General features: G+C 66.4%; 17 protein-coding genes. 7 read left to right on the top strand and 10 right to left on the bottom strand.

Features of this window, described 5'->3' with window-relative positions; all coding sequences use genetic code 11:
• Positions 1-2: 2 nt before the first annotated feature.
• On the bottom strand, positions 3-3,407 hold the full coding sequence (locus M1D40_RS06385) for a pyruvate carboxylase (RefSeq protein ID WP_461170581.1): 3,405 nt from the start codon (positions 3,405-3,407) through the stop codon (positions 3-5).
• Between the two features lie 250 nt (positions 3,408-3,657).
• On the opposite strand from M1D40_RS06385, the gene M1D40_RS06380 reads away from it, so the two are divergent.
• A complete protein-coding gene (locus M1D40_RS06380) occupies positions 3,658-4,497 on the top strand; it encodes a ParA family protein (RefSeq protein WP_461170580.1) in 840 nt (279 codons plus the stop codon).
• A gap of 201 nt (positions 4,498-4,698) precedes the next feature.
• Here the strand turns inward: M1D40_RS06380 and M1D40_RS06375 are convergent, their stop codons facing one another.
• The 6 genes from M1D40_RS06375 to M1D40_RS06350 all read right to left on the bottom strand — a co-directional run bounded on the left by M1D40_RS06375 (position 4,699) and on the right by M1D40_RS06350 (position 9,614).
• Positions 4,699-5,286, bottom strand: coding sequence for a MerR family transcriptional regulator (locus tag M1D40_RS06375; RefSeq protein ID WP_341392547.1), 588 nt, complete (start codon positions 5,284-5,286; stop codon positions 4,699-4,701).
• 227 nt (positions 5,287-5,513) lie between these two features.
• Positions 5,514-6,014 (bottom strand): bifunctional nuclease family protein, encoded by a 501-nt coding sequence (locus M1D40_RS06370; RefSeq protein ID WP_461170579.1) that lies wholly within the window; start codon positions 6,012-6,014, stop codon positions 5,514-5,516.
• Positions 6,015-6,019: 5 nt separating this feature from the next.
• Positions 6,020-6,790 carry a transcriptional regulator FtsR gene (ftsR, locus tag M1D40_RS06365; RefSeq protein WP_341392545.1) on the bottom strand — a complete coding sequence of 257 codons (771 nt, stop codon included), beginning with the start codon at positions 6,788-6,790 and terminating at the stop codon, positions 6,020-6,022.
• A 79-nt stretch (positions 6,791-6,869) separates the two neighbouring features.
• Positions 6,870-7,340, bottom strand: coding sequence for an FHA domain-containing protein (locus M1D40_RS06360; protein WP_461170578.1), 471 nt, complete (start codon positions 7,338-7,340; stop codon positions 6,870-6,872).
• Between the two features lie 380 nt (positions 7,341-7,720).
• Positions 7,721-8,743: a VOC family protein gene (locus M1D40_RS06355; protein WP_341392543.1), complete on the bottom strand. Its 1,023-nt coding sequence runs from the start codon at positions 8,741-8,743 to the stop codon at positions 7,721-7,723.
• A gap of 82 nt (positions 8,744-8,825) precedes the next feature.
• Positions 8,826-9,614 (bottom strand): SDR family NAD(P)-dependent oxidoreductase, encoded by a 789-nt coding sequence (locus M1D40_RS06350; RefSeq protein WP_461170577.1) that lies wholly within the window; start codon positions 9,612-9,614, stop codon positions 8,826-8,828.
• Positions 9,615-9,706: 92 nt separating this feature from the next.
• Here M1D40_RS06350 and M1D40_RS06345 point away from each other — a divergent pair, with 92 nt between their 5' ends.
• Together M1D40_RS06345 and M1D40_RS06340 are read left to right on the top strand one after the other, a co-directional pair.
• Positions 9,707-10,213, top strand: a complete 507-nt coding sequence (locus M1D40_RS06345) for a nuclear transport factor 2 family protein (RefSeq protein ID WP_341392541.1) — start codon at positions 9,707-9,709, stop codon at positions 10,211-10,213.
• The gene (locus M1D40_RS06340; RefSeq protein ID WP_461170576.1) at positions 10,210-11,379 is read left to right on the top strand and encodes an oxidoreductase; all 1,170 of its coding nucleotides are present in this window, start codon (positions 10,210-10,212) and stop codon (positions 11,377-11,379) included. The genes M1D40_RS06345 and M1D40_RS06340 overlap by 4 nt, the downstream gene beginning before the upstream one ends.
• A 206-nt stretch (positions 11,380-11,585) precedes the next feature.
• Here M1D40_RS06340 and M1D40_RS06335 read toward each other — a convergent pair whose 3' ends face one another.
• Positions 11,586-12,170: a PQQ-dependent sugar dehydrogenase gene (locus tag M1D40_RS06335; protein ID WP_461170575.1), complete on the bottom strand. Its 585-nt coding sequence runs from the start codon at positions 12,168-12,170 to the stop codon at positions 11,586-11,588.
• A 49-nt stretch (positions 12,171-12,219) separates the two neighbouring features.
• Positions 12,220-12,672, bottom strand: coding sequence for a hypothetical protein (locus M1D40_RS06330; protein ID WP_461170574.1), 453 nt, complete (start codon positions 12,670-12,672; stop codon positions 12,220-12,222).
• A 177-nt stretch (positions 12,673-12,849) separates the two neighbouring features.
• Between M1D40_RS06330 and M1D40_RS06325 the strand changes: the two genes are divergently transcribed.
• From M1D40_RS06325 to M1D40_RS06315, 3 genes are read left to right on the top strand one after another with little or no spacing between them, the layout of a single operon-like run.
• On the top strand, positions 12,850-12,981 hold the full coding sequence (locus tag M1D40_RS06325) for a hypothetical protein (protein WP_341392538.1): 132 nt from the start codon (positions 12,850-12,852) through the stop codon (positions 12,979-12,981).
• Complete coding sequence (locus M1D40_RS06320) at positions 12,982-13,596, top strand: HAD family hydrolase (RefSeq protein WP_461170573.1); 615 nt, start codon at positions 12,982-12,984, stop codon at positions 13,594-13,596.
• A gap of 34 nt (positions 13,597-13,630) precedes the next feature.
• On the top strand, positions 13,631-14,152 hold the full coding sequence (locus M1D40_RS06315) for an alpha/beta fold hydrolase (protein ID WP_341392536.1): 522 nt from the start codon (positions 13,631-13,633) through the stop codon (positions 14,150-14,152).
• Between the two features lie 172 nt (positions 14,153-14,324).
• Here M1D40_RS06315 and M1D40_RS06310 read toward each other — a convergent pair whose 3' ends face one another.
• Complete coding sequence (locus M1D40_RS06310) at positions 14,325-17,264, bottom strand: ATP-binding protein (RefSeq protein ID WP_461170572.1); 2,940 nt, start codon at positions 17,262-17,264, stop codon at positions 14,325-14,327.
• On the opposite strand from M1D40_RS06310, the gene M1D40_RS06305 reads away from it, so the two are divergent.
• The gene (locus tag M1D40_RS06305; RefSeq protein ID WP_461170571.1) at positions 17,263-17,847 is read left to right on the top strand and encodes a small multidrug efflux protein; all 585 of its coding nucleotides are present in this window, start codon (positions 17,263-17,265) and stop codon (positions 17,845-17,847) included. The genes M1D40_RS06310 and M1D40_RS06305 overlap by 2 nt on opposite strands.
• The last annotated feature ends 60 nt before the right edge of the window (positions 17,848-17,907 follow it).

The following is a 17,907-nucleotide window of genomic DNA, read 5'->3' as shown; positions in this document are numbered from 1 at the left end:
GGCTAGCTGTCCTTGGGGTCGATAACCACCAGCAGGTCCCCGCCCTGCACCTGCTCGACGGCGGAAATCGCCACCCGCGAGACGGTGCCTGCCACCGGGGCCGTGATGGAGGCTTCCATCTTCATGGCTTCGATGGTGGCGACGGTTTCTCCGGCAGCCACTTCCTCGCCGTCCTTGACGGTGAGGGTCACGGCGCCGGCGAAGGGTGCCGCCACGTGCCCGGGGTTTCCGGGGTCGGCCTGCTCGGCTACCTTGACCTGGGACTGCACGCTGCGGTCGCGGACCATGACCGGACGCATCTGGCCGTTGAGGGTCGTCATGACCTGCCGCATGCCCTTTTCATCAGGTTCGCCCACTGCTTCGAGCGTGGCGATCAGGCGGACGCCCTTTTCGAGTTCCACCACGTGCTCGCGCCCGCGCTGCAGCCCGTAGAGGTAGTCACGGGTGTCCAAGACGGACACGTCGCCGTAGGTTTCACGGACGGTGGCGAACTCCTTTGCCGGGCCGGGGAACAGAAGGCGGTTCAGTGTTTCCCGCCGGGTGGCCGAGTCGCCGGCCAGGCCGGCGCGGTCCACCTCGGTGAGTTCGGCGTCGCGCACCTTGACCGTGCGGCCCTGCAGCGCCTTGGTCCGGAAGGGCTCGGGCCAGCCGCCGGGCGGGTTGCCCAGTTCGCCGCTGAGGAACCCGATGACGGAATCCGGAATGTCATAGTTCTGCGGGTTTTCCTCGAAGTCGTCCGGGGAGACATTGCTGCCCACCAGCTGCAGGGCGAGGTCACCGACAACCTTGGACGACGGCGTGACCTTCACCAGGCGGCCCAGGATGCGGTCCGCGGCGGTGTACATGTCTTCGATGGCCTCGAAGCGCTCCCCCAGGCCCAGCGCAATGGCCTGCTGGCGGAGATTCGAGAGCTGGCCGCCGGGAATCTCGTGCTGGTACACGCGGCCGGTGGGCCCGGCCAGGCCGGACTCGAACGGAGCGTAGACCCGGCGCACTGCTTCCCAGTAGGGCTCCATGGCGCTGACCGCACCCAGGTTGAGTCCCGTGTCGCGGTCGGTGTGCGCCAGCGAGGCCACGAGGGAGGAAGCGGAAGGCTGGCTGGTGGTTCCGGCCAGTGAAGCGCTGGCGACGTCGACGGCGTCCACTCCCGCCTCAGCCGCAGCGAGCAGCGTGGCGAGCTGTCCGCCGGCGGTGTCGTGGGTGTGCAGGTGTACGGGAAGGTCGAAGCGTTCCCGCAGGGCGGCCACCAGCTTGGCTGCGGCAGCGGGCCGCAGCAGCCCGGCCATGTCCTTGATCGCAAGGATGTGCGCCCCGGCGTCCACCATTTTCTGGGCGAGGTCCAGGTAATAGTCCAGCGTGTAGAGCGTTTCGTCCGGATTCATCATGTCCGCCGTGTAGCACAGGGCCACTTCGGCGACGGCGGTTCCGGTGGCGCGCACCGCCCGGATGGCCGGTTCCATCTGGTCAACGTCGTTCAGCGCATCAAAGATGCGGAAAATGTCGACGCCGGCATCGGCAGCTTCCTGGACAAAGGCTTCGGCAACCTCCGTGGGGTACGGCGTGTAGCCCACGGTGTTGCGGCCGCGCAGGAGCATCTGGATGCAGACGTTTGGCAGCGCCTTGCGCAGGGATACCAGCCGCTCCCAGGGGTCCTCTCCGAGGAAGCGCAGGGCGACGTCGTAGGTTGCACCGCCCCAGGCTTCCACCGAGAGCAGTTCAGGCGTCAGGGCCGCAACCGCGGGTGCAGCCAGCAGCAGGTCCCGGGTACGCACCCGGGTGGCCAGCAGGGACTGGTGCGCGTCGCGGAAGGTGGTGTCCGTGACTGCCAGAGCCTGCTGTTCCCGGAGCTCGCGGGCAAACCGCTCCGGACCCAGTTCCTGCAGCCGCTGGCGCGATCCCGGCCGCACTTCGGGCAGGTCGGCCGGGAGCTTGTCGGCGGGGTTGACGTGTACCGGCAGCTCACCGTGCGGCTTGTTGACGGTGGTGTCGGCCAGCCAGTTCAGCAGCCGGGAACCGCGGTCCGCGGAACCGCGGGCGCTGAGCAGCTCGGGGCGCTCCTCGATGAAGGAGGTTGCGACGTCACCGGCAATGAAGTCCGGGTCGTCCAGGACAGCCTGCAGGAAGGAGATGTTGGAGGAGACACCGCGGATGCGGAACTCTGCCAGGGCACGGCGTGCACGGTTGACGGCGGCGGGATACGTGCGGCCGCGGCAGGTCAGCTTCACCAGCATGGAGTCGAAGTGCGGGCTGATGTCGGCACCGGCGTAGACCGTGCCGCCGTCGAGCCGGACACCGGCGCCGCCGGCGGAGCGGTAGCCGCTGATCTTGCCGACGTCGGGGCGGAAGCCGTTGGCGGGATCCTCCGTGGTGATGCGGCACTGCAGCGCCGCGCCGCGCACCTGCAGTTCGTCCTGCCGGAGACCCAGATCCTCCAGGCTTTCACCGGCGGCGATCCTCAGCTGGGACTGCACCAGGTCCACGTCGGTGATTTCCTCGGTGACCGTGTGCTCCACCTGGATGCGCGGGTTCATTTCAATGAAGACGTGCTGGCCGGCTCGTTCGCCGACCGTGTCCACCAGGAACTCCACGGTGCCGGCGTTCTCATACTTCAGCGCCTTGGCGAACTTGACCGCGTCACGGTAAAGGGCCTGCCGGATGCCTTCATCCAGGTTGGGGGCCGGGGCAATCTCGATGACCTTCTGGTGGCGGCGCTGCAGCGAGCAGTCCCGCTCAAAGAGGTGGATGACGTTGCCTTCGCCGTCGGCGAGGATCTGGACCTCGATGTGACGGGGCCGGAGTACGGCCTGTTCGAGGAACACGGTGGAATCACCGAAGGCGGTGTCGGCTTCACGCATGGCGGCGTTCAGCGCATCCGGAAGGTCCTTGGCCGTGTCAACGCGGCGCATGCCGCGGCCACCGCCGCCGGCCACCGCCTTCACGAAGATGGGGAAACCGATGTCCTCGGCTTCGGCGAGGAGCTTTTCGGGGTCCGAACTCGGCTGGGTGGAACGCAGGACCGGAATTCCGGCTTCACGCGCAGCATTCAGCGCATGGACCTTGTGCCCGGCGAGCTCCAGGATATCGGCGGCGGGGCCCACGAACGTGATGCCGGCTTCCCTCGCGGCCCTGGCCAGCTGGGGGTTTTCGGAGAGGAACCCATACCCCGGGTAGATGGCGTCGCAGCCGGATTCCTTGGCGACGCGGATGATCTCCTCCACGTCCAGGTATGCCCGAACCGGATGTCCTTCCTCGCCAATCAGGTAGGCCTCGTCAGCCTTCTGCCGGTGGATGGAGTTGCGGTCCTCATACGGGAAGACGGCAACGGTCTTCACACCCAGTTCGTAGGCGGCCCTGAAGGCACGGATCGCGATTTCTCCGCGGTTGGCTACCAAAATCTTCGAGAACATTGCTCTCCTGCATCGTTGCGGGCTGAGGGACAATCCGGATAACGCTGCCCCTCATCGGATTTTACCCAGAGTATTTGACCGCGACCTATCCGCGGGTGTCGGACGTCACGCTCCCTATAGTCGCCCTTCCACGCCACCCCTGCAAAACCGGCGCTGCAGGAGTTACCACCGGGCGTCACATAGAATGAAGCTGCAGCCTCACAAGGGCCCCGCTCGTGATCCCTAGACACGTTAGGTTTTGGTTCAACAAGTGCAAGTAGTGAGCATCAGCAGTCTTAAGGGCGGCGTGGGCAAGACTTCCGTGACGCTTGGACTGGCATCGGCTGCACTGGCAGCAGGAATTCCCACCCTCGTAGTGGATCTGGATCCGCACGCGGACGCCACCACGGGCCTGGGCGTTACCGCTGCCGATAAGCCGGGCATCGGCGAGATGCTCAAGAATTCCCGCCGCGCGCAATTGGCCGAAAACGTGGTCTCCAGCGGCTGGGTTGCCAATGACCGCCGCACCCGGACTCCCGACCCCAAGCGCCAGCCCGTTCTCGACGTCGCCATGGGCTCCGCGTTTTCGGGGATCTATGACCGCCCCGATCTCGGCAAACGGGACCTCAAGCGGCTCTCCACCCTGCTTAGCCGGGTCAGCGGCTACGGGCTGGTCCTGATCGACTGCCCGCCGTCACTCAACGGCCTCACCCGCATCGCCTGGACCGCAAGCAACCGGGTTGTGCTCGTTGCTGAGCCCGGACTCTTTTCGGTGGCCGGGACCGAGCGGACCATGCGTGCCCTGGAACTGTTCCGCAAGGAATTTGCGCCGAACCTCGCTCCGGCGGGGATCATCGCCAACCGGGTCCGTTCCGGTTCCAATGAACACACCTTCCGGCTCGCTGAGATGAAGCAGATGTTCGGAGACCTGCTCCTGAGTCCCACTATTGCGGAGCAGGCCAACTGGCAGCAGATCCAGGGCGCGGCCCACTCAGTGCATCACTGGCCGGGTGAATCCGCCAAGCAGGCAGCATCAACGTTTGACGCGCTGCTGAAGAACCTGGTGGAAACGGGCAGCGTCCGCAACCGAGTCATCCGCCGGGCCGGGTAATCCGCCGGGCACCATCAGACTACTGAGGCGCTGCCGCGGCATAAAAACTGCTGCGCTGTAAAACGCTTCACTACAAAAGACAGACAAAAAGCTGCAGGCAACGGGATTCCGCTGCCTGCAGTCTGAGTATAGGGACCGGCTCAATGCACGCCGGCTGATTTTTGTGCCGACTGATTTGCGCTAGCTGATTTTGCGTTGAAGCTAGCTGATTTTGCGGGCGATCCGCCGCTGGCTCAATTCATCTCCGGGAAACGTATGCTCCCCCACCCGCTCGCTGGGGAGCTGGGCGAGGCTGCCTTCCACTTCGCGCCAGACCCTTCCGACGGCGATGCCGAAAACTCCCTGTCCGCCCTGGACCAGGTCGATAACTTCATCTGCCGAGGTGCACTCGTACACGCTGGCGCCGTCGCTCATCAGGGTAATCTGGGCCAGATCTTCGACGCCCCGCTCACGCAGGTGCTCAACAGCGGTGCGGATCTGCTGCAGCGACACGCCTGTGTCCAGCAGCCGCTTTACGACTTTGAGGACCAGGATGTCGCGGAAACTGTAAAGTCTTTGGGTTCCCGAACCGGAGGCCCCTCGCACTGCCGGCTCCACCAGGCCGGTGCGGGCCCAGTAATCGAGCTGGCGGTAGGTGATTCCCGCCGCCTTGCAGGCTGTTGGACCGCGGTAGCCGGCGTCCTCGTCGAGAACGGGCAGATCCTCAGTAAACAGCAAGCCCTGGGCTCCGGGAACCTTACCCGGCGCAGCGGCGTGGGTATGCTCGCCGGCATCGCCTTTCGGACTCACTTGTGCCTCCTAGTAGCGGTTCCCTGGGGGGGTGGCGCGGGATGAAGGGGTCAGGATCGACTCCCTTCAGTGTGCCCCGCGGAACCTCTTAGGGGAAGGACTCTTCGAAAGAGCAAACCCTAAGAGGAATAGCGGAGAACCGCGCAGTGGGAACTCTATGCTTCGACGTTAGATCTGACCCGGTCCAAGGTCAAAGACGCAGGCCCTTTTTCTCCAGGCGTGTCGAATCAGCGCTCAAAGTCCTCGGGCTCCACGTCGGCCAGGAACTCACGGAACTGGCGCAGCTCGCGCTCCGCATTCTCCTGGTCCTCCTCGTCCTCGTCACCCTCATCGGCTTCAGCTATCCGCACACCGGCTTCATCAAGGACTGCTTCAGCACACAGGATGGGGCAGGGCGCCCTCAGTGCCACCGCTATGGCGTCCGAAGCCCGGGAACTCACTGTGACTCCGTTGTCGAAAACGAGCTCGGCATAGAAGACCGTGTCCTCGACCGAGACCAGACGCACCTCGCTGACACTGCGCCCCAGAGCCGTTACCACAGAGGCGAGCAGGTCGTGGGTCATGGGCCGGGGCGGAACGATCCCCTGTTGGACAAAGGCAATGGCGCTGGCTTCGGGCGCACCAATCCAGATGGGCAGATGACGTTCGCCGTCGGTCTCCTTGAGCAGGACCAGCGGCTGGTTGGACGGCAGCTCGATGCGGACACCGACCACTTCAACTTCGCGCATGCTCCTCAGCCTTCCATTCGTGCGATATGCCCGTTGACGAGGGCACTGTGCAGGTTCAGGCAGAGATCACTGATCTCCCGTGCTGTCTCGGCCGCACGCGCCTTGGATGCGACGTCCCGCCGTGAGGCCAGGGGTGCCACGACGCTCTCCACCAGGCCCAGCTCGCGGTCGGCTGCGGCGCGGAACGGCCGCAGGTGCCGCGGTTCGATCCCGTGGGCCTGAAGTTTGGCACAGGCCTTGGCAACCTTGAGCGCATGCTCATCAAAAACACCGTGCTCCGCCCCGTGGTCAGCGGAAGCGATAAGGCCGTAACCTGCCAGGTTCCGCACCAGGTCAGCGGAGGCACCGGATTCCCGGACCAATTCGTTGAAGGTCAGGGTGCGGGCGTAAGTGCGGGCGGAGAGTTCCCCCGCCAGCTGCTCGGACACGGCTCGGGGCGTCAGCGACATTCCGCCTGGCAGGGACTCGGGACGCTCCCCGCGGTCAATGGCGTCCAGATAGTCCTTAATGATCTTCAGCGGGAGATACTGGTCCCGCTGAAGCGCCAGCACGAAGCGGAGGCGCTCGACGTCGGCCGATGAGTACTTTCGGTAGCCTGCCGCCGTCCGCTGCGGGGTGACCAGGCCCTTTTCCTCCAGGAAACGGATCTTGGAGGCACTGATACCGGGAAAATCAGCGCTGAGTTCGCCGAGCACCTCCCCGATATTGAGCACACGGCCGCGCAGGCGCTCGTTCCCCGTTCCCAGGGTCCGCCTGACGGGCTGTGATGCTGCCATACCTAATACCTATTCCCTCAGTAGTCCCGTGGACGCCGGCAGGATCATCCTGCACCGGCTGCTTGCTGCGTCGGCTTCCCTACGTGCGGGCGGCTGTCGGCCGGGCGGCGTAGAAGGTCAGCCGGAACTTTCCGATCTGGACCTCGTTGCCCGTCCGGAGCAGCAAAGTGTCCACGCGGTCATTGTTCACGTAGGTGCCGTTCAGGCTCATGGAATCAACAACGCGGAAGCCCTCGGCGGTGCGCCGGAACTCCACGTGCTTGCGGGAGACCGTCACGTCATCCAGGAACACATCAGCGTTCGGATGACGGCCTGCTGTGGTCACATCCTGGTCCAGCAGGAACCGGGCACCGCTGTTCGGCCCGGAATGGGCGATCAGCAGGGCCGACCCGGCGGGCAGCGCCGCCACGGCGGCCCGCTCATCCGCGCTGAGCTTGGGCTCCACCGACGTTGCTTCGCTCTGAGGCGGCAGACTGATCGATGTGGTGTCCTCCACGCCCAGCTCGCGCCGTTGCCCGGCCTGTGCGGCGTTGTAGTCCTCGCGCGCCATGGTGTTACATCCTCCCCAAAAGATGCGGCCAACCACTCGTGATTCTGGCTGGCCGCACAATTCCTGCTGACAAATCTTGCCTACCGGCTGTCCTAGCCTACCTGTTGGCGGGCCTTCCCGGCACTGAGCGTACTACGGGGCTTTGACGGTTCGGCGCCGGAAACACCTGCACAGCGAACCGTGACAGCGCGGGCAGCTGCGGCGAAGCACCCGGAACAGTGCCGGGGCGGCAGGGAGCCACCGGGTGAGTGTTACGCGCCGGGCCGGGCAGGGGGCGCCCGCAGCGCTCCGACAACAGGCACTCCGACAACAGACGCTCCGACAACAGACGCCCGGCGGCCAAAGGCCGCCGGGCGTCCCGGCACGGATAAACTACCGGGCTAGTCGTTAACGAGTGCCTTCAGATCCAGGCCTGCAACCGGCATGGTCTCCTGATACCTGGAGGTGTCGGCATGGACGAGGGGGTTGTCCCCGTACCAGGTCATGCCGTACGTCATGTCCTTGGGCTCCCACACCAGCGGCTCGTGGTCCGGGTCGAAGAACGGGTAGCCGCCCGAGTAGAGCTCAATGCGGTAGCCCGAGCCCGGGTCGCGGACGTAGAGGTACATGGCCTGGCCGACGCCGTGCTTGCCCGGTCCCGCGTCAATCTGGATGCCCAGGTCCCGCAGCTGGTCTACTGCCGTCAGGGCGTCGTGCATATTCTCGAGTGCGAAGGCGACATGGTGGAACTGGGCATCCTGACCGGTCATGGAAGAGCCGATCGCGATGTCATGCAGCTTGGAATTCACTGACAGCCACGAGACATAGGGGACGTCCGGATTTTCCGGCAGCACCATTGCCTCACGCCTCTTCATCCCCAGCGATTCGCGGAGCCATCCTTCCGCCTGCGCCATGTTTTGAGTGCTGGTCTGGATATTAAGGTGGTCGATCCGCTGGACGCCGAGGCCCCGCCGGATCGAGCTGTTCCCGAAAAGCTTTGAGCGCATCCCCTCGGGAGCTAGGGGGCGGTCAATGCCGTAGTAGAGCTCCAGCGGGTGCCCGCCGCCCGGCAGAAGAAGCCGGACAGCCTCACCGCGGCCCAGTTCCGTGCCGGCGCCCACGTGACGCACCTCGATGCCCTCTTCGACAAACTGGTCATGGAACAGTTCAACGTCCTGGGGACGGCTGACCCGCAGGCTCATGGTGTTGATCCGGGCCTCGTCCTGCTGCGTCAGGACCAGGGAGTGGTGGATCCGCTCCTGGTACCCGCGCAGATAGGCAACGCCGTCTTCCTGCGCAGTGACCTCCATGCCAAAGATGTCACGGAAGAACCAGAGCGACTTCTGCAAATCAGGCGTGCCGATGTTGATGCCGCCTGCGTGGGCAATGGTGGGACCGGGGTCGTAGATCGGGCGGGGTGCCATGCGTATTCTCCTTCTTGTCTTGTGGTTCCGGGCTTGTTTTGTGGTTCCGGGCCGGCTCTTGTGGTTCAGGGCCGGCGAGGAATCAGGCGGCTGGTGAGCGGTAGTGTGCGTTGGCCGCTTCCACAACGGGGCGGCGCGGGTGGGCGGACCGTTTCTCGGCGTCGTTGCCGAATCCGTCCGGGTACCAGCTCGGGCCGTCGCCAAGGTGGTCCAGCACCTCGCGGGCGACGGAAGCGGGGTCGGAGGCGCGCACACCGGGGGCGTCGAACTGAAAGCCCAGGCGTTCCATCGCCGGGGTGCGGGTCAGCCCCAGGCACAGCTCCAGGACGTCAATGTTGTAGGGGCGCATCTCCACCCACAGAGCCTCGGCAAAGTTGTGCACAAAGGCCTTCGCGGCGGAGTAGAAGCCGATTCCCGCGCTGCCGGCGAAGCCGCTCAGCGAACCCGTGAGCATGATGCCCCCGCACCCCCGTTCCTGCATCGGCAGGCCAAACCGGCGGACAAGGGCGGCTGTGACGGTGATGTTCAGGTCAATAACCATCTGGGCGCGGTCGGCGTCGGACGTCACAATCTCGCCGCCGTAGGTGTTGGCACCGGCATTGGATACCAGCAGGCCCACCTCGCGGTTCCCGAGGCGCTCGGCGATCGAATCAACGGCACCGGCGGCAAGCAGGTCCTGCTCGATGGCGAGCACTTCGACGTCGTGCGCAGCGCGGACTGAGGCAGCTACCTCTGCGAGGGGCCCGGGTTTGCGCGCCACCAGGGCAACGTTGAGTCCGCGCCCGGCCAGCTCATGCGCCAGTGCGGCGCCCACGCCCTCGGAACCGCCGGCAATCAGTGCCCAGGGTCCGTACTTCTCGAATCCGCTCATTACGTTCCTTTCGTCCCGGTCAAGCGCTTGTTTGCATCTTGATCCACCGGTGGTATTAGATACGGTAAAGGGAATTCGAAGGGGAATATCTGATGAGTCCACTGACCGAGATCGCCGCGCTCCAGGAGCGCATCCAACGTCTGGAAGACCACCGCGAGATACTCGGCGTGCTCGCCGCTTACGGACCTGCCGTCGACAGCGGCAGCGCCGACGCCGTAGCCGGCCTGTGGACCGAGGACGGCAGCTACACCTACAGCCTCGGTGACAGCGCGGCAACGCTGACCGGAGCAGAGGACTTCCGCGGCATGGTGAACGGGCCGTCGCACCAAAAGATCATCACGGAGGGCTCCAGCCATTTCCTGGGGATTCCGGATATCCGCATTGCCGGCGACACCGCCGTCGCCACCGGATACTCCATGCTGGTGCGGCACCGGGACGGAACTGAACCGGGCTATTACGTGGACCGGCTCTCCGCAAACCGCTGGGAACTGGCCCGCACCGGATCGGGCTGGAAGGTCACCGCGCGCACCAACTCGCTGCTGGACGGACGCTCCGCTTCCCGGCTAATGCTGGCCAACGCAGGGAGTGCGGCACTGTGACCGAAAACCGCGACTGCGCCGAAACCGAAGTCGGCCCCTCGACCGACCCGCTGTTCCGCGAGTTCAGCGTCAGGTCGCTGCACCTGCGCAACCGGATCGTCATGTCACCGATGACCCGCACCCACTCCCCCGGCGGCGTCCCGGGCGACAAGGTGGCCCGGTACTACCGGCGCCGGGCCGAAGGCGGCACGGGACTGATCATCACCGAGGGCGTTGCCATCGATCACCCGGCCTCGGTCGACCATGCCCGCGTGCCCAACATGTTCGCGTCGACGGCGCTGGACGGCTGGCGCTCCGTCGTCGACGGCGTACATGAGGCCGGCGGACGCATCATTCCGCAGCTCTGGCATGTGGGACCCCTGTGGGGGGCGATGGGCGGAAGCCCGGCAATTACCCCCATGCGGCCTTCCGGCCTGTGGGGCACGCCCGGGATCACGACCTACTCCGACGAGTACGTGAAGGCGTCGGAACCGGTGACCCGCGCCATGACCACTGCCGACATCAAAAGCGTCATCAGCGCCTTTCGCGCCGCCGCCCGCAGCGCTGTCAACGCGGGCTTTGACGGCATCGCCCTCCACGGCGGACACGGCTACCTCCTGGACGCCTTCCTGTGGGCCGACACGAACCGGCGGACCGACGAGTGGGGCGGAGACGCCGAACGCCGCGCCGCTTTCCCCGCTGCAGTTGTCCGGGCCATCCGGGAGGAGATCGGCGAGGATCTGCCCATCTTCTTCCGTTTCTCCCAGCACAAGCAGCAGGACTTCGGCGCGCGGCTGGCCGACACCCCGGAAGAGCTCGGCGCCCTGCTCCGCCCGCTCGTTGGAGCCGGCGTCGACGTCCTTGACGCCAGTGCCCGCCGCTTCCAGGCTCCCGCGTTCGAGGGCAGCGACCTGAGCCTGGCAGGATGGGCCAAGCAGCTGACCGGCGCGCCCGCCATGGCCGTAGGCAGCGTCGGCATCGGTTCGGCCATCAAGGACCGGCGCAGCAGCGGCAACCCGGTCCTGGACAACCGCGAGGAGCTTCTGCGCCGCCTGGACACCGAGGAGTTCGACCTGATCGCCATTGGGCGGCTGCACCTGGCCGATCCTGACCTGGTGCAGACCCTGCGCGCCGGACGGCCGCTGCCGCACTACGACTATGTGCTGCACGAGTCGGACCTGGTGTAGCGGGGGCTGGGCCGGGCTGTGGCACCGAACCGGGTTCCGGCAGCACGTCGAGGACGTAATCCATCCGGTCGGCCCCGCCGACGCTAATGCCGCCGCACATGTGCCCTCCCGGTTCAGCGGGGAACTTGTTCGCTGAACCGGGAGGGCCGGAGTCCGTCCTCGATCCCGGGGGTCGCCCGAATTCCATGCTTTCTCCTTGTCCGTGATCAGCGGCCCAGGTCGACACGCAGGATTCGGTCGTCGTCGGGCCCCGGGCCGCCCCGGCCGTCCGTATTGTTGGTCAGCACCCAGAGGGAACCGTCGGGGGTACTGACAACGTCGCGTAGCCGCCCGTGTTCGCCCGTCAGGTACTCGGTGGAGGTCCTGGGATCAGCCAGCGGCACCTCGCGCAGCACCTCCCCGCGCAGGTTGGCGATGAAGACGGATTCCCCCGACACCGCAATGCCGCTGGGGCTGGCATCGGCCGGTTCCCACTGCTGTACGGGATCAATGAATCCGTCCCGGCCGGCTATGCCCTCCACCTCGGGCCAGCCGTAGTTGCCGCCGGCTGTGATCACGTTGAGTTCATCCCAGGTGTTCTGTCCGAATTCGCTGGAGTACAGGGTTCCCTCCGCGTCCCAGGCAATACCCTGCGGGTTGCGGTGTCCGTAGCTGTAAACGAGGGAACCGGGCAGGGGGTTGTCCTCCGGTACGGCGCCGTCAGCGGTCATCCGCAGGATCTTTCCGGACAGCGAGGTGGTGTCCTGGGCGCTGCCGCGGTTTCCGGCGTCTCCGGCGGTGGCATAGAGCAACCCGTCCGGACCGAACGCGATGCGCCCGCCGTTGTGGATGGGCCCGGCCTCAATTCCGGTCAGGATGACCTCGGGGGGGGGGACCCAAGCCCAGGGACCCCGTGCTCTCCGTCAATTCCCGGCGCTCAATGCGGTTCTCTTCCCCGGCGGTGGCGTAGCTGTAGAGGAACCCGTCCTGCACGGCGATGCCCAGCAGGCCGCCCTCTCCCCCGCCTGCGGTACCGCCGATGCTGCCGACCTCACGGGAGCTTCCTGCAGTGTCCAGTTCAAGGATCCGGGCGGAGTCACGCTCACTGACCAGCGGGGTGCCGCCATGGAAGGCGACCGACCACGGGGCGTACAGACCGGTGGTAATGGTTTCTGTGGACGCGGCTCCGGCGGTTGTGCTGCTCTCCCCGGCGGGCGCAGAACTGCAGGCCGTCACCATCGTGAGCGCTAAGGCAGCGGCGGCAGCTCCGCGCGCGCCCCGGCGTCGTCGTTTCATGGCGGGTCCGCGTTTCATGCGACGGCTTTCGGAGGAGGAGGGTGGCGTTTCCTAGGGTAAGCGGGCGCCGGGGCTGAGGCGAGCCCTGCCGCCCACCGGGCGGAGGCGGGGCGGCAGCCAAAACACTGCCCGCGGGGATGGAACGGGTTATGCTCGGCGGCATACCCATCCTGCCCGCCGAGACCAGGAGCTTTAATGATCGAGGTCCTCCCTGCCACAGCTCAGCGCTTCCAGGATGTCTCCTCCATCCTCTCCCCCGGGATCTATGTCGAGGGTGAACCCGGCGGCCTGACGCGGTGGCTCATGCGCAGAGACCTGGCAGCCTAGATGAGCCGGCTCTCCCGCCACGGGCTGTGGTACCTCTTCGACTACGGCATGGTGATCTCCACGGAGCCCGAGCCGGCCGACTGGAAGGCACTGCACCGGGCGACGGGCTTGGACCTCGAGCCGGCCGGAAGTCCTTATTGGGCCCGCCGCGAAGATTTCGACGCCGGGGCGGTTTCCCCGGAGCAGTACTGGACCGGGGTCCTCGGTTGGGCACCCGGGCCCGAACAGCTCCGGAAGCTGGAAGACCTCGACGCGGCCGCGTGGTCCCACCTCAATCCGAAGACCCTGTCGGTCCTGGAGACCCTCCAAAAGGAGGGGGCCTCCCTGGCGCTGCTCTCGAACATGCCGGCGGGGATGTCGCGCCGCTACACCGCCGAGTCCGAGTGGCCCCGGTACTTTTCCCGGCTGTACTTCAGCGGACAGCTGGGGCTGATGAAACCCGATCCGCAGATCTTTGACCATGTGGCCGCTGGCCTGAAAGCGCGGCCCGAGGACGTTGTCTTCATTGATGACAACGCCCTGAACATTGCCGCTGCCGAAAAGCTGGGGTTTCAAACGGTCCTGCACACCGGCACGATTGATTTGCGGGCGGAACTGGCCCGCCGTGCCCGGTAACAACTCACCGGGCACGGCAGAAGAGGAGAACCTCATGGAAATCCTGTTCATCCACGGGGCCGGCGGCTGGACGGATGACCGGCAGATGGCCGCCGAGCTGCGGAAGGTGCCGGGTGCGGAGGTGCTGGCGCCCCGTTTCCCCGATGAGGACATGTCAGCCGCAGCCTGGCGCCGGGAGCTGGACGGACATCTCCGGACCCTCGGCCCGGAACCGGTGATCGTCGGCCATTCCTTCGGCGCCTCCATGGCCCTGCTCCACTGTGCCGACCAGGCCTCGAAGCACCGGCCCCGGGGCCTGGTCCTGCTGGCGATGCCGTTCTGGGGTTCCGAGGGCTGGCAGGCGGAATACTCCCTGCCCCTCGATGCCGAGCTGCCGGCGGATCTGCCGCTGATGCTCCACCACTGTGCGGACGACGACGTCGTGCCGGTTAACCATGTGGACCGCCACGCGGCCCGGCTGCCCACTGCCGTCGTCCGCCGGTATGCGACGGGCGGCCACCAGTTTCAGGGGCGGATGGCGGCTGTAGCCGGGGAGGTGGCGGCGCTGGAGCACTGAGGCGGGCAGGGCTCAGCCCTGAAGCAGGAAGGCTCCGCCCGCTGCCTGCTGTACTCTCACGAGCGTTGCCGCCGGTGTGTCAGACGATGTAGTGCAGCCGGAGAGCCGGGCAGTAACGCAGTCCCTCGGTGGTGCTCCAGCATCCACCGGCCGACAATCCCGTCAGCGGGTTTCAGGGAAGCGGCAGCTCTCGGAGTTGCCGGCGCGAATTGATGCCCAATTTGCGGAAAATGCTGCGCAGGTGGGCGTCAATTGTGCGCGGGCTGAGGAAGAGCTGTGTGGCGATCTCCCGGGAGGTGGCACCGGTGGCCACCTCCCGGGCGATGTGCAGCTCGTGGGCGGTCAGGGAATCGGTGGGCTGGACACTCCGCTTTCGCGGGTGCTCGCCGGTGGCCCGCAGCTCGCGGGCGGCACGGTTCGCGAACGCGTCCGCACCCATGTCCAGCAGCATCCCGTGAGCGGTCCGAAGCTGTTCCCGCGCGTCTTGGCGGCGTCCCCCGCGCCGCAGCCACTCACCGTAAACGAGATGGGTGCGGGCGAGGTAGGCGGCTATCCGGCACTGCCCCAGCTGGCTGATGGCTTCACGGTAATAGTCCTCTGCCTCCGGCCCGGTGCTGGTAAGGGCCCGTGAACGCGCCGCCAGCCCGAGCCCCCACGGGGTACCGCTGGCAAGCGCCCGCGCAACGAACTCCTCGGTCGCATGGGCTGCCCCCTCCGGTTGGCCGGAACGGTACGCGGCTTCAATGAGTTCGACCTGGGCCAGGTTGTTGAATCTCAGCGCTTCGGACTCATAGGCGAGCTCCGCCGCGGTATAAGCCGCGTCGTAGTTGCCCAGTCCGTTGTGCAGCACCGCCATGGCGTACTGGGCCAGGGAATCCTCGGTGCCGTGCGCATCTCCGGCGGCTCGTCGAAGGATGGCCGCGTGGATTTCAGCGGTCTCCTCCGGACGGCCCCGCCAGGCGTAGTTGACGAGCCGTGCGTGAAGCACGGGGACCGCCTGGGAAGGCGCCGCGAGGGCGGTCAGCTCGGTGCTGCGGGCGAGCTCGCCCGAGAGCACCAGCAGGGTGGACCTGCCGAGAAGCGCGAGCGGGAGCGTGGCCAGGGCGCCGGCCTCCCGGGTCAGCTTTATATGGCGGATGCTCAGGGTGTGGAACAGCTCGTCATCGAAGATGGCCATCGCAGATCTGCTGGCCAGCCAGCCCCAGCGGCATCTGCCGGTGGTGTCCATGGGGTCAGCTGCTCCCCCATCGTCAGCGAACGCCGCCAACGCACGCCGCAGGCCGGGCACCCCCGCGGCGTATCCGTGCGTGAACAGGGATATCAGTCCGTCGAGCAACAGGTCCAACGGCCTCGGGGATCCGGCCGGGGCCGGTGCGGCCCGGGCAGCTTCAGTGGCTGCCGGCACACCGCTGCCGCTGCGGAAGCTGCCGGTGACCATGGCCGCTTCGAGGGCACGGAGGTAGGTTTCCCGTGACAGCGCCGGATCCAACCGAGCGAGGCCCCTGGCCGCATCCAGCAGCATAATCTGTCCTTCACCGCCGCGTGCGAGGTGGAACGCGATCTGGGCGCGCAGCAGTTGGAGGCGGGCGCGCTGCAGCTCATCCAGCGGCCCGGCCGCGGCCACGGCCAGCAGCTCCGAAGCGACGGCGGAACCACCGGCCTCATGCCTTGCTTGGGCGGCTTCAAGCGCCCGGGCCGCACGAGTCGCAGGATCGGGGGTCAGCTTGGACGCCTGCTCCATGAACACCCCAGCGGCGCCAAGACCGCCGCGGGAGCGTGCGCGCCCAGCCGAGCGCATCAACTCCGCGGCGGCGTCCTCATCCGTTCCCAGCACGGACTCTCCGAGGTGCCAGGCGCGTCGGTCGGGGTCGGCATCCGGATTGGTGGCGGCGGCCAGCGCGCCGTGAACGCGGCGGCGGTCCAGCGGCGCGGCTGCCCGAAGCACCGCCGAACGCACCAGCGGATGACGAAACTGCACCCGGCCATCGATCTCCAGAAGTCCGGCTGCTTCCGCAGGCGCAGCAGATCCGGTATCGATCCCCAGGTGCTCGGCCGCGCGCCAGAGCAACGCCATATCTCCGGTCGGATCGACCGCCGCGGTCAGCAGCAACAGTTGGGTTGGGGCCGGCAGGCTGTGCGAGCGGCGCCGGAACGTATCCTCGATCCGGTGGGTGGTATCCCGCACATCGGGCAGCTCGAAACCGCCCACCCAGGCCACTGACATGTTTCCGGCCAGTTCCAGCAGCGCAAGAGGATTTCCGCGTGCTTCGGTCAAAACGCGGTCCCGCATGTCCTCGTCCAGCGGGGCATGGGCTGACCCCGCAAGCAGAACCCGTGCGTCGGTTTCGTCCAGTCCACTTAGGCACATGACGGGCAAGCCGTCGAACGAGAGGAGGTCGCGGTCGGTGGGGTCGCGCACCGCGAACACCAGCACAATGCGTTCGGCCGCTATCCGCCGGGCCACAAAGGTGAGGACCTGGGCGGAAGCCTCATCCAGCCACTGCGCATCATCGACGAGGCACAGAAGCGGCCCTTCCTCGGCCGCCTCCGCCAGCAGGTTGAGTGCCGCCAGCCCCACCAGGAACCGGTCCGGCACCGCACCGGCCTGCTGCCCCAGCGCCACACCCAGGGCGGTCTGCTGCGGCTCCGGCAGGGCGGCCGCGTGGTCAAGCAATGGCGAACATAACTGGTGCAACGCCGCATAGGCGAACTGTGTTTCAGACTCGACGCCAACAGCTGACATCACTTGAAACCCCAGGGAGCCCGCCTCACGGCGCGCGTACTCGAGCAGTTCCGACTTTCCGATGCCCGCTTCCCCGCGCACCACTGTTGCCCCGCTCAAACCGGTACGTGCCTGTAAAAGGACGCTGTCTATCGTGGCGCGTTCAGCACGACGACCCAGGAAATCCACGGTGGCCCCCTTCAGAGCATGCCAGCACCCTAATAGGCAATTTTTACCTACGCAAACGAAACCGGCCGGGCCGAGGGGCAGATAGGAGCCTGGGTAAGGCAGCGGTCCCTGCCGACGCGAAGGCACCGGCGCGGGTGCGAGCCTGAAGTACCAGTCGAAAAAGGCTTCATCACAACCGCACCGGAAAGAGGTCAGCACCATGAACCCTATTCAGGAACTCATCGTCAATTTCCAGGAACTCGCAGCCCAGGTACCCGAGGTCATCCGGCCTTTCATCGTGATGCTTGCCGGGGCCATTCCGTTTATCGAGGGCGAGGTCGCCTCCGTCATCGGCATGGTGGGCGGCCTCAACCCCATCGTTGCCGGCCTTGCCGCCGCCGCCGGAAACTTCCTGTGCGTCCTCGTCGTGGTGCTTGTCACATCGCGTGCACGCACGGCAGTGGTGAAACACAACAGGGGGCGCTCCGAGGCAACCCGGAACGCCGCACTGGTCCCAGCTGCTCCGGGATACCAGGGATCCACTGCCTTCGAAGGATCGGCGTCGGATAAACCGCAGTCAAAGGGCCGCCAGCGCTTTGCGAAGTGGCTCGTCCGGTTCGGTGTCCCCGGCGCCAGCATCCTCGGCCCCCTCGCGATCCCGACCCAGTTCACCTCGGCGATCCTCATCGCCAGTGGAACCCCCCGTGGCTGGGTGCTGCTGTGGCAGGGCGTGGCGATCATCCTCTGGACGACCGTCTCCATCGTGTCCATCTGGGCCGCCCTCACCTTCGTTGTCGGCGTCTAGGCCATCTGCGGCACTGCCCTGCAGAAGCAATATCGGAAGAAACAACAGCGGGAGGAAGAC

This window comes from Arthrobacter sp. Z1-15, from assembly GCF_054792395.1.
Note: the sequence above shows the minus strand (reverse complement) of the source record. Positions and strands in the feature narration are given on the sequence as shown.

Coding starts and splice junctions, on each gene's coding strand:
- M1D40_RS06350 (WP_461170577.1), bottom strand. CDS start 9,614: ATGAGCGGATTCGAGAAGTACGGACCCTGGGCACTGATTGCCGGCGGT.
- M1D40_RS06310 (WP_461170572.1), bottom strand. CDS start 17,264: ATGGTGCTGACCTCTTTCCGGTGCGGTTGTGATGAAGCCTTTTTCGAC.
- M1D40_RS06370 (WP_461170579.1), bottom strand. CDS start 6,014: ATGCGCGAAGTTGAAGTGGTCGGTGTCCGCATCGAGCTGCCGTCCAAC.
- M1D40_RS06325 (WP_341392538.1), top strand. CDS start 12,850: ATGATCGAGGTCCTCCCTGCCACAGCTCAGCGCTTCCAGGATGTCTCC.
- M1D40_RS06385 (WP_461170581.1), bottom strand. CDS start 3,407: ATGTTCTCGAAGATTTTGGTAGCCAACCGCGGAGAAATCGCGATCCGT.
- M1D40_RS06305 (WP_461170571.1), top strand. CDS start 17,263: ATGAACCCTATTCAGGAACTCATCGTCAATTTCCAGGAACTCGCAGCC.
- M1D40_RS06360 (WP_461170578.1), bottom strand. CDS start 7,340: ATGGCGCGCGAGGACTACAACGCCGCACAGGCCGGGCAACGGCGCGAG.
- ftsR (WP_341392545.1), bottom strand. CDS start 6,790: ATGGCAGCATCACAGCCCGTCAGGCGGACCCTGGGAACGGGGAACGAG.
- M1D40_RS06345 (WP_341392541.1), top strand. CDS start 9,707: ATGAGTCCACTGACCGAGATCGCCGCGCTCCAGGAGCGCATCCAACGT.
- M1D40_RS06315 (WP_341392536.1), top strand. CDS start 13,631: ATGGAAATCCTGTTCATCCACGGGGCCGGCGGCTGGACGGATGACCGG.
- M1D40_RS06330 (WP_461170574.1), bottom strand. CDS start 12,672: ATGAAACGCGGACCCGCCATGAAACGACGACGCCGGGGCGCGCGCGGA.
- M1D40_RS06320 (WP_461170573.1), top strand. CDS start 12,982: ATGAGCCGGCTCTCCCGCCACGGGCTGTGGTACCTCTTCGACTACGGC.
- M1D40_RS06355 (WP_341392543.1), bottom strand. CDS start 8,743: ATGGCACCCCGCCCGATCTACGACCCCGGTCCCACCATTGCCCACGCA.